The following is a 10,406-nucleotide window of genomic DNA, read 5'->3' on the forward strand; positions in this document are numbered from 1 at the left end:
GAGCGTGGAAGTAATGAAAATAACAATAGATTTATTAGGAGATTTTTCCCTAAGGGATCTTCATTTAATAATTTGAGTAATAAAGAGATAGAATATATACAAGACTTTATGAATAATTATCCAAGAAAAATTTTTAATGGTAAAACATCAAAAAATATTTATTTTGAAAATAAAAATGCAGCATAAATTCAATTATACTGCACTATAAAATTTTTATTATTTAATTTTGGACATTTCTAATTTCTACTTACACTGAAAAAAATTTTTGTAAAGATTTAGGTAAATATTCTTTGTATTTTTCAAAATCTTTTCTAATTTTTGTAGAAGATACATTATATTCAAACCTATTTGGATCCGTTAAATGTATATCTAATTCTTTAGAGAATACTTCATTATCAATAAAGTATTTCTCATAATTTAATTTATCCTCTACTTCATTAGTAAATACTGTATTTATTTTTATACCTTTTTTCTTTAATAGTTCTGCTACCCTATTAGTCCAACCTTGCCAACCATTAGGATAATAAGCAATCCCTTCTTCTCTAAGAAGATGTACAACTACATTATCTAAATTAGATAATTCTTTTTTTAAAAAGTACATTCTATCTTTTTCAGTTAACATTTTGGGTAAAGTTGAATTCATTAATAAATTTAAATCTCTATCTCTTTCTACACATAATAGAACATGTAATTTATCCACTTCTTTAGCTGCATATTTTATAAAATTAACATGACCCATATGCAATGGTATAAACTTTCCAAAAACTATACCTACTTTTTCTTTTTTATTCATTTTTTTCTTCATCATTATCATTACCTCTTCAAAATCATTATATGAAATATTTAAACAATTTAACATTGATAATAATGATTTTGAATTACAATACCCTATTTTTAATATATCTCCTACTATTTCTCTTTTTAAACTAGAATTAGTTTCTCCTACTAAACCATAATCAATAAGATAGTTCATATCATAATAATATTTTTTTTCTACTTTATTATTATTTTTATTTGATAAATACTCTTCAAAAATATCATAAATTTTTTGATTATCAACATTTTCAACTCCAATATTACCATCTTTATTTGCATCTTCCCTAGACACATAAAGATTTATAACATTTCCTTCAACGTTCTGATTTATCTTTTCTCTAATTTTTTTTCCTGTGAAATCCGGATCTGTAAATAACAATATATCTTTTCTTTTAGATAATTCGTTAATGTAAGATATCATTTCCTTACTTAATCCAGAACTTCCATTAAGTTTAACAATTTTAGCATCTATTACCTGAGATAATCTAGTTACATCATCTCTACCTTCGACTACTATTATCTCATCAACTTTTAATTTTTTCATATTAATCCACTAAATCATATTCTTTTAAAATTTGTAATAAATAATCCCATGTTAAACCAACACTATCAATTTCCATTTTCTCATCTGGGGTATGTGCCCCAAAAATATTAGGACCAAATGAAGTTACATCTAAATCTTTAATTTTTTCAGCAAATATTCCGCATTCTAAACCAGCGTGTATAGCTTTTACATCTATCTCTTTCCCATATTTATTTTTAAAAACTTTAGTACATAATTCTCTTAATGTAGAGTCTTCTTTGTATTCCCAAGGATAGAATGAAGGTACTTTTTCGCCGTAAGTTTCATATTTTTTACCTAATTCTATTAAATAATCTTGTAATTCATCTAATTCTTTTAAGTTAGAACTTCTTAATAATGAATTTACTCTTATACTTGTTTTATTACCCTCTACTTCAGTCTTTAAAACTCCACAGTTTAATGATGTTTGAACTAAACCTTCTATATTTTTACTCATTACTCTAACACCGTGTGGAAATTCATTGTATAATGCAACAATTTTTTTAGTATCTCTTTCAGATATTTTTCTTAAACTTCTATCTTCAAGAACATGTAATTCATATCTTAGACCAGTTTCTTCCTCTTTATATTCCTCTACTTTAACATCTATAAATTTATCCATTAATTCCTTAATTTCATCTATATTTGCTTTTGTGGCTATGTAAGCATGTGCTTCTCTAGGTATTGCATTATCTTTATTACCACCATCTACTAATACTAATCTGTATTCAAATTTCATTTCTAGATGTTTTAATGCTTCCATTAAAATTTTAATAGAATTACCTAATTTTAAGTGTATTTCTGCACCAGAATGTCCACCTTTTAAACCTAAAATTTCTAATGAATATATATTTTCATCTTTATCTAACTCATAGTTTTCTAATTCAGATGTTAATTTTATAGTCGCACCACCTGCACTACTTACATATATAGCACCAACTTCTTCTGTATCTAAATTTATCATTTTTTTACCAGCTAATTTTGTAACATCAATATTTTCTGCACCAGTCATATTTACTTCTTCATCTGTAGTAATTAAAACTTCTAATGCGGGATGTTCTATTTCTTTTGAATCTAATAATGCAAGACCCATTGCAACAGCTATACCATTATCTGCACCTAATGTTGTTCCATCAGCTTTTAAGAAACCATCTTCAACTTTTAATCTAATACCTTCTTTTTCAAAATCAAATTCAACATTTTTATTTTTTTCCCATACCATATCCATATGACCTTGAATTATTAATGGTAGATATTTTTCATAACCAGGTGTAGCATTCTTTTTAATAATTACATTGTGGAATTCATCTTGATATACTTCTAAATTTCTATCTTTAGCAAAATTTACCAACCAATCACTAATTTGTTTTTCTTTACCAGACCCTCTAGGTATTTCTGATATTTGTTCAAAAAATCCAAAAACTGATTCAGGATATAATCCTTTTGTAACTTTATTTTCCATAATAAATACTCCCTTACTTAATATATTTTCTACAAAAATTATACCACAGTTTATACACTTTTACAAATAAAAAAAGCCTATTTTACTAGACTTTCATACTACATTTCTTTTTCATTTACTTTTATTGTAACATTATCTTTATTTTTATTAGCTATAGAACCTATTAAATTTCTCAAACTAGTAATTATTTTCCCATTTTTACCTATAATTTTCCCAATTTCAGATTTATTTGCTAATATGTCAACATAATAAGTTTTTTCTTTTGCTTGTATAGATATTTCATATTTTTCTCTTGAGCCTGTTAAGTTTTCAAGCCAAAAATTTATTAACTCTAAATAATAATCTTGCATTATAGTTCTCCTTCCCATACTCTTTCTTCAAGAACATCTATTTTTATACCGTGTTTTTTAAATTTTTCTATTAATAAATTAACGTCATTAATAAAGTATGTATTTGTTAATAATTTTATTAACCCTTCCTTCCTATCTAAGGTTCTTATTATACCTAAGCCTTCATATGCTTCTACAACTTTATTTATAAAATCTATATTATATTTATCTGTACTAATAATATATTCATAACTTTGCATTTTTATTCCTTTTCTAGTATATCTATTAATTTAATAAAATCTTCTATAGATAATTCCTCTGCTCTTGAGTTCTTATTTCTACCTATTTTTTCTAAAGATAATTCAACTTTTTCTTTAGATATACCTATCAATTTTAAATTATTCGCAATATTTTTTCTTTTTGAAACAAAACTAGCCTTAACATATTTCAAATAAATATCAAAATCTATTTTTTTTGAGTATTTACCTTCTTTGTCTATACTAATTTTTATAAAAGCTGAATCAACTTTAGGGATAGGATCAAAGAATTCCTTCTCCACTGTAAATAAATAATCTACTTTAGAGTGGAAACCTACAACATGAGTAAAAAGTCCTCTATTACTAGTATTTTTTTCAAAATTTAATCTCTCGCCAACTTCTTTTTGAACCATTAGATATATATCTTTAATGTATTCCTTATACTCTAATAACTTATTTATTATAGGAGCTGTAATATAGTATGGTATATTTGCAATAACTCTATATTCCTTACCCTTTTCCATAATTTCATCTAAATTATACTCTAAAAAATCTACATGTATTAATTCTAAATTATCAAAAGATGCAAATTTTTTCTTTAATACAGGTATTAAATCATTATCAATTTCAAAAGATTTAAGTTTTGCACCAGATTCTAATATCATAGAAGTTAAAAAACCTATACCTGGACCTATCTCTATAATATTATCATCTTTAGATATTTTTGTTATTTCCTTAATTTTTTCTAGAAGTATACTATCATCTAAAAAATTTTGTCCAAATTTCTTTTTATGTTTATGTTCTGGGTTATTTTTTTTCTTTTTCATATTTCTCTAAATCCATTACACCTATATAAGGTATATTTCTATATTCTTGTATAAAATCTAATCCATAACCTAAAACAAATTCATTAGGTATCTCAAAACCAGTATATTGTATACTTATATCTGCTTCTCTCTTAGTAACTTTATCTAATAAAGTGCAAAGTATTACATTTTTAGGTCCTCTTTTACCAATAAGTTGTAATATTTTTTTAAGTGTTAATCCTGAATCTATAATATCTTCTACTATCAACACATTTTTACCTCTAACTGAGTAATCTAAATCTTTAATTATTTTTACATCTCTTGTAGTTTCAAATCCATCACCATAACTAGATACTTCCATAAAATCTATTTTTAAAGGTAATTTTATTTCTCTAATTAAATCTGCCATAAATAGTATTGATCCCTTTAATATACCTACAACAATAAATTCTGCATCATCGTCTTTAAAATCATTAGTTATTTGTTCTCCTAATTCCTTGACTCTAGCCTTAAGTTGTTCTTCTGTTATTATTTGTCTTACAATTCCTGCTTCCCAATCTTTCATGACATTTTCCTCTCTCATATTATTTTTTTTATTCTAACATATAAAAACTAATAAAATCAAGTATTATTTTAATTTGTCTTCAAGAAAAACTTTTACAGTAGACCAATATTTATCTTTGTATAAATAATGAGCTTGTACATGTTTAGCATCCTCAAAAATTACAATTTCTTTTTCAGAATTTAATAAATCGTATATTTTTTTTGAATTATCTAATGGTACAAAGCCATCTTCGGAACCATGTAATATTAGTCCTGGTATTTTAGTTTGTTTAATATCATTTGTTGCATCTACATCATCTATAGAATATCCAGCCCTTATTTTAACCATAGTATTTGCCATATCTAATATTGGAAATTGTGGTAATGAATACAATTTTTTTAATTGATAAGCAAATATAGATCTTAAAGTTAGATATCCACTATCTTCTATAAATGCAACTACATTCTTATCTTTTACTTCTTCTAAAGAATTAAGTACAGTTGCAGCCCCCATACTTCTACCAAATAATGCAAATTTTGCATCAGGATAATCAACATGTAATAAATCTATCCATTTAGCAATATCTAAACTATCTTTACCTCCCATAGATATATATGTTCCTTCACTTTCTCCAAAAGAAATCAAATCAGGCGAAAATACACTGTATCCAAGATTGTATAATTCTCTTATATGTGTTGCTAATTCCCTTGAATCACTATTAAATCCATGAACCATAACAACCCAATTATTTGTATCTTTATTAACAAACTTATATCCAACTAATTTAAATCCAGTTGTAGATTCCATATTGATTCTCACTTTATTTTCTTCAAACCACGCTACATTTTGTTCTAATTCATTATCTACTCTTCCATCAAAATCTTGTTTCGAAACCTTACTCTTATTAGTACTTGCATTTATAGATATATTATAAAAATAATTACCTATACCAAAATATAGCATTGTAAATACAACTGTTATTATTAAAAAAATTTTTTTCTTCATAAACTCACCTCTATACAATTATATTAAATTCTAATACAGGTGTCAATAAACAAAAAATGCCCTAAGGCATTTTTATTTATCTAAATCTTCTGGACCAAATGAATATGGTATCATTTCATCCATAGTCCATATAATATATTTATCACTCTTTGATGTTGCTAATACTATTAAAGTATCCTTTTTAGAAAATTCTCTTATTACTTGTCTACACATACCACAAGGGCTTATAGGATTAGGTGTATCACCAGTAATAGCTATCATATCTATTTTTTTCATACCCTTAGTAACTGCTGCTGCTATAGTATTTCTTTCAGCACAAACTGTTAATCCATATGAAGCATTTTCAACATTTACACCTTCATGTATATTTCCATCTGTATCTATCATTATAGATGCTACTCTATATTTTGAATACGGACAATATGATTTTTCTAAAAGTTTATTTGCTCTATCTATATATCCTCTAATTTCAACTTCACTATATCTTTCCATAGTACTCCTAGAAAGTGATTGCCGCATCTAAAGCTAAAGTAATCATATCATTAAATGTAGTTTGTCTTTCTTCAGCTGAAGTTGCTTCACCAGTTACAAGTGAATCACTAATAGTTAATAAAGTTAGAGCATTTACATTAAATTTAGCAGCTGTAGTATATAGTTGAGCTGTTTCCATTTCTACACATAGAACTCCAAATTTAGACCATTTTTTCCATCCTTCAAAATCGTCTCCATAGAATGTATCACTAGTTAAAACGTTTCCTGCTTTTAATTCAATTCCTTTAGATTTTGCAGTTTCATAAACTTTAAATAATAATTTTGAACTTGCTGTAGGGGCATAATCTGCTCCATTAAATCTTAATTTATTTATTGCAGAATCAGTAGAAGCTGCTAAAGCTACAACTACATCTCTTATTTTAACATCGGCATTAGTTGAACCTGCAGTCCCTACTCTTATCAAGTTTTTAACTCCATATTCATTTATTAATTCATGAGTATATATACCTATTGAAGGTACTCCCATACCTGTTCCTTGAACAGAAATTCTTTTTCCTTTATATGTTCCTGTAAATCCAAGCATTCCTCTTACATTGTTATACTGTACTACATCCTCTAAGAATGTCTCAGCTATGTATTTTGCTCTTAAAGGATCTCCAGGTAATAATATAGTTTCAGCTATATCTCCTTTTTTTGCTCCTATATGTGGTGTTGCCATAATATCACTCCTTAAATTTATTAATATGTTGTTGGATCAACTTTAGCACCAGTTAATATTTCTACTCCTGAACTAGTACCTAAACGAGTTGCTCCTATTTCTATATATTTTTCTGCTGTTTCAAAGCTCTTAACTCCTCCACTAGCTTTTACTTCCGCTTTATCTCCTACCATTTTTTTCATTAAAATTACATCCTCAAATGTTGCTCCAGATGTACCAAATCCAGTAGAAGTTTTAACAAAGTCAGCATTTGCATTTAATGATAATTCACATGCTAACATTTTTTGTTCATCATTTAAATAACATGTTTCTATAATTACTTTTAATACATTTTTACCAATAGCTTCTTTTATAGCACGAATTTCATTTTCAACGTATTTTGAATCTCCTTCTAATAGTTTACCTACATTGATAACCATGTCTATTTCATTTGCACCATTTTCTATTGCCTCTTTTGCCTCAAATACTTTAGCAGTTGTAGTCATAGCTCCTAAAGGAAATCCTATAACTGCAGCAATTTTTACATCGCTACCCTCTAAATTACTTTTAGCTTCTTTAACATAACATCCATTTACACATACTGAATAAAAACCATACTCTTTAGCTTCATCACATAATTTTTTTATATCTGATGATTTAGTTGTAGCCTTTAAAACAGTATGATCAATATATTTTGCAATATTTAACATATTAATTCCTCCTATACTTATTCTACTATATCTAATATTGGTGTAACAACACTTGAAATTTCATTACCTATTACATATGATTCTAATATCATTTCTTTAGAAACATTAACTTTACTATCATCATTATAGTAAATTTTAGCAATTACTTCATCTTTTTCTACTCTATCTCCAACTTTTTTCAGTATTTTTATACCTACTGCATGATCAATTATAGATTCTTTTGTTTCTCTACCAGCACCAATAACCATTGCTGCTTTACCTATTTCTTCAGTTTTAATTTTAGATACTAAACCAGAAGAAATTGATTTAACTTCTAAAACATTTTTAGCTGTTGGAAGTAATGAGTAATCATTAATTATTTCAGGATTTCCTCCGCTTTCTTTTATATAGTTTGCAAAATATTCTAAAGGTTTACCTGTTTTTATTATATCATCAATAATTTTTTTACCTTCAGATATTTCCTTTATATCTCCTTTAGCTTTCAACGCTAATGAAACTATAGTATATACAACTTCTTTTAAATCACTAGATATATTGCCTTTAAGTGCTTCTATCCCTTCTATTATTTCTAATGCATTACCTATATTATGACCTAAAGGTTCATCCATATTAGATAAAACTACTTTTACTTGTCTATTAGTACCTTTACCAATAGCAACCATTCTTTTCGCTAATTCTCTAGCAATATCTAAAGTTTTCATAAATGCTCCATCTCCAACTTTTACATCTAAGATGATAACATCATTTTGTATAGCAAGTTTTTTACTCATAATACTACTTGCAATTAATGGTATAGATGGTACTGTAGCTGTTACATCTCTAAGAGCATATATTTTTTTATCAAGGGGTACTATCTTATCACTTGAACCCATTAATCCAATACCTGTTTTCATTGCTATTTCAGATAACTCTTCTTTAGTATTAGAGAAATTAAAACCTTCAATAGACTCAAATTTGTCTATAGTTCCACCTGTATGACCCAAACCTTTACCAGAAAGTTTTGCAGTTGCCATACCTAAAGATGCAAGTATAGGTGCTAAAACAACAGTTACTTTATCTCCTACTCCACCTGTACTATGTTTATCTACAAGAAACTTATTAATTTTTGGAAATTCAATAATATCTCCTGAATTTCTCATAGTCATTGTAAAATCAACTAACTCCCTATCAGTCATTCCTTGAAAATATGTTGCCATTAAAAATGATGCAATTTGATATTCAGGAACTTTTTCTTGCATATACTCATTTAATAAAAATTCAATTTCTTGAGTACTTAATTCAAATCCATCTCTTTTACTTTGAATAATATCAACAACTCTCATAGTATTTCCTTTCATTTTATTAATATTATATTATTAAAATATTTAATTATAAGAAAACTTAGATAAAAAAACAGGAAGCTAATTCCTGTTTTTTTTACCTTAGGTTGAATTTATTGCAACTAAGTATATTAATAATATTTATTTTATAGTTTCAATATAATTGTACCTCTATTTTATTTATTTGTCAATATTTTTATTTTACAGGTCCATTTGGATCTACAACTATTTTTCCTGATTTTATATCTTCTATTATTGAATTAATTTTATCTATATTTTCTTGACCTATAATATCACGTGTAAATTCAAAATCAGTAACGCCTAAACCATTATCTTTTACACCTAAATATTTTACTCCACCTTTAAATTCATTGTTTAAAACAGATTTTATACTTTCATATACTCCAGTATCCACTCTTTTAATCATAGAAGTAAGTATATGTCCTGGAACTTCACCATCTTGATTTGAATCTACTCCTATTCCATAAACCTTCATTTCTTCTACAGCTTTAAATACACCTGAACCTGAAGCTCCTGCAGCATGCATTACAACATCTGCTCCTTTACTAATTATAACTTCAGTTAATTGTTTTGCTGCAACAGGATCATTAAACGAATCAGAACCATTAATATATGAAATTAAAACATTAATATCTGGTTTAATGTATTTTGTACCTTGAAAATATCCTGTAGCAAATCTATAAATTACTGGTGCTTCAACACCACCTATAAATCCTATAGTATTTGTTTTTGTCATCATAGCAGCAAGTGCTCCAGTTAAGAAAGTACACTTTTGTTCATCATAAACAATTGATAATACATTATCTTTACCCTCAATAACATCATCTATCATTACGAATTTTTGATTAGGATATTCCTCTCCAACAGCTATTAAAGCTTCTGTAATAGTAAATCCAATACCTATTATTAATTCATATTCCCCAGTTTGAGCATATTCTGATAATACATTTTTTGCTTCATCCGAAGTATCTTTAGGCTCATATTCTGATACTTCTATACCGAAATCTTTAATTGCTTGCTGTATACCCATGTATGCAGAGTCATTAAAACTTTTATCTCCCTTACCACCAGTAGAATAAACTATAGCAATTTTTTTAGCTGTACTTACTTCTTTCACTTCTTCTTTGTTTCCACAAGAAAATACAAAAAAGAATAAAAATGTCATTAATGTAATAATTTTTTTCATATATTCCTTCAAATAGATTTTTAAAAAAAGGGGCTGTTCCGAAATAGCCTAAAAAAATTATGGAGAATTCTAAATTTTTTAGAATCCTCCATTTTTTTTAACAATTTTTAACCTTTTATTTCAATCTAAATAAATATACTTAATTTTGTGCAGCACCAAACTGAGGGTTTATACCCTCAATAAAAAAATATTACTTATAC

Annotated in this window: 12 protein-coding genes and 1 pseudogene; 1 reads left to right on the forward strand and 12 read right to left on the reverse strand. The window is 26.6% G+C overall.

Going from position 1 to position 10,406, the window contains the following annotated elements:
- A pseudogene (locus AYC60_RS09190) lies at positions 1-186 on the forward strand (IS30 family transposase); the annotation flags it as partial.
- A gap of 61 nt (positions 187-247) precedes the next feature.
- Here AYC60_RS09190 and rnmV read toward each other — a convergent pair.
- The 12 genes from rnmV to AYC60_RS07815 all read right to left on the reverse strand — a co-directional run bounded on the left by rnmV (position 248) and on the right by AYC60_RS07815 (position 10,206).
- On the reverse strand, positions 248-1,360 hold the full coding sequence (gene rnmV / locus AYC60_RS07760) for a ribonuclease M5 (protein ID WP_067323255.1): 1,113 nt from the start codon (positions 1,358-1,360) through the stop codon (positions 248-250).
- Between the two features lies 1 nt (position 1,361).
- Complete coding sequence (locus tag AYC60_RS07765; RefSeq protein ID WP_067323257.1) at positions 1,362-2,840, reverse strand: aminoacyl-histidine dipeptidase; 1,479 nt, start codon at positions 2,838-2,840, stop codon at positions 1,362-1,364.
- Positions 2,841-2,938: 98 nt separating this feature from the next.
- Entirely contained in the window at positions 2,939-3,190 is a 252-nt protein-coding gene (locus AYC60_RS07770) for a KH domain-containing protein (protein WP_067323260.1), read from the reverse strand.
- Complete coding sequence (locus AYC60_RS07775) at positions 3,190-3,429, reverse strand: DUF4911 domain-containing protein (protein WP_067323263.1); 240 nt, start codon at positions 3,427-3,429, stop codon at positions 3,190-3,192. Before AYC60_RS07775 ends, AYC60_RS07770 begins: the two co-directional genes overlap by 1 nt.
- A 2-nt stretch (positions 3,430-3,431) precedes the next feature.
- Positions 3,432-4,253, reverse strand: a complete 822-nt coding sequence (rsmA, locus tag AYC60_RS07780; protein WP_067323266.1) for a 16S rRNA (adenine(1518)-N(6)/adenine(1519)-N(6))-dimethyltransferase RsmA — start codon at positions 4,251-4,253, stop codon at positions 3,432-3,434.
- The gene (gene hpt / locus AYC60_RS07785) at positions 4,234-4,797 is read right to left on the reverse strand and encodes a hypoxanthine phosphoribosyltransferase (protein WP_067323269.1); all 564 of its coding nucleotides are present in this window, start codon (positions 4,795-4,797) and stop codon (positions 4,234-4,236) included. The genes rsmA and hpt overlap by 20 nt, the downstream gene beginning before the upstream one ends.
- A 63-nt stretch (positions 4,798-4,860) precedes the next feature.
- Complete coding sequence (locus AYC60_RS07790) at positions 4,861-5,781, reverse strand: alpha/beta fold hydrolase (protein ID WP_067323271.1); 921 nt, start codon at positions 5,779-5,781, stop codon at positions 4,861-4,863.
- 72 nt (positions 5,782-5,853) lie between these two features.
- A complete protein-coding gene (cdd, locus tag AYC60_RS07795; RefSeq protein WP_067323273.1) occupies positions 5,854-6,273 on the reverse strand; it encodes a cytidine deaminase in 420 nt (139 codons plus the stop codon).
- Positions 6,274-6,280: 7 nt separating this feature from the next.
- Positions 6,281-6,991 carry a purine-nucleoside phosphorylase gene (deoD, locus tag AYC60_RS07800; protein WP_067323275.1) on the reverse strand — a complete coding sequence of 237 codons (711 nt, stop codon included), beginning with the start codon at positions 6,989-6,991 and terminating at the stop codon, positions 6,281-6,283.
- A gap of 20 nt (positions 6,992-7,011) precedes the next feature.
- A complete protein-coding gene (gene deoC, locus AYC60_RS07805) occupies positions 7,012-7,680 on the reverse strand; it encodes a deoxyribose-phosphate aldolase (RefSeq protein ID WP_067323277.1) in 669 nt (222 codons plus the stop codon).
- A 17-nt stretch (positions 7,681-7,697) separates the two neighbouring features.
- The gene (locus tag AYC60_RS07810) at positions 7,698-9,002 is read right to left on the reverse strand and encodes a thymidine phosphorylase (RefSeq protein ID WP_067323280.1); all 1,305 of its coding nucleotides are present in this window, start codon (positions 9,000-9,002) and stop codon (positions 7,698-7,700) included.
- Between the two features lie 193 nt (positions 9,003-9,195).
- Positions 9,196-10,206 carry a BMP family lipoprotein gene (locus AYC60_RS07815; RefSeq protein ID WP_067323283.1) on the reverse strand — a complete coding sequence of 337 codons (1,011 nt, stop codon included), beginning with the start codon at positions 10,204-10,206 and terminating at the stop codon, positions 9,196-9,198.
- Positions 10,207-10,406 lie beyond the last annotated feature (200 nt).

It is taken from the genome of Streptobacillus felis (assembly GCF_001559775.1).
Lineage (GTDB): Bacteria > Fusobacteriota > Fusobacteriia > Fusobacteriales > Leptotrichiaceae > Streptobacillus > Streptobacillus felis.

What these genes read in the sequence shown, in the direction of transcription:
- rnmV (WP_067323255.1), bottom strand. Translation starts at nt 1,360, where the DNA reads ATGAAAAAATTAAAAGTTGATGAGATAATAGTAGTCGAAGGTAGAGAT.
- AYC60_RS07765 (WP_067323257.1), bottom strand. Translation starts at nt 2,840, where the DNA reads ATGGAAAATAAAGTTACAAAAGGATTATATCCTGAATCAGTTTTTGGA.
- AYC60_RS07770 (WP_067323260.1), bottom strand. Translation starts at nt 3,190, where the DNA reads ATGCAAGATTATTATTTAGAGTTAATAAATTTTTGGCTTGAAAACTTA.
- AYC60_RS07775 (WP_067323263.1), bottom strand. Translation starts at nt 3,429, where the DNA reads ATGCAAAGTTATGAATATATTATTAGTACAGATAAATATAATATAGAT.
- rsmA (WP_067323266.1), bottom strand. Translation starts at nt 4,253, where the DNA reads ATGAAAAAGAAAAAAAATAACCCAGAACATAAACATAAAAAGAAATTT.
- hpt (WP_067323269.1), bottom strand. Translation starts at nt 4,797, where the DNA reads ATGAAAGATTGGGAAGCAGGAATTGTAAGACAAATAATAACAGAAGAA.
- AYC60_RS07790 (WP_067323271.1), bottom strand. Translation starts at nt 5,781, where the DNA reads ATGAAGAAAAAAATTTTTTTAATAATAACAGTTGTATTTACAATGCTA.
- cdd (WP_067323273.1), bottom strand. Translation starts at nt 6,273, where the DNA reads ATGGAAAGATATAGTGAAGTTGAAATTAGAGGATATATAGATAGAGCA.
- deoD (WP_067323275.1), bottom strand. Translation starts at nt 6,991, where the DNA reads ATGGCAACACCACATATAGGAGCAAAAAAAGGAGATATAGCTGAAACT.
- deoC (WP_067323277.1), bottom strand. Translation starts at nt 7,680, where the DNA reads ATGTTAAATATTGCAAAATATATTGATCATACTGTTTTAAAGGCTACA.
- AYC60_RS07810 (WP_067323280.1), bottom strand. Translation starts at nt 9,002, where the DNA reads ATGAGAGTTGTTGATATTATTCAAAGTAAAAGAGATGGATTTGAATTA.
- AYC60_RS07815 (WP_067323283.1), bottom strand. Translation starts at nt 10,206, where the DNA reads ATGAAAAAAATTATTACATTAATGACATTTTTATTCTTTTTTGTATTT.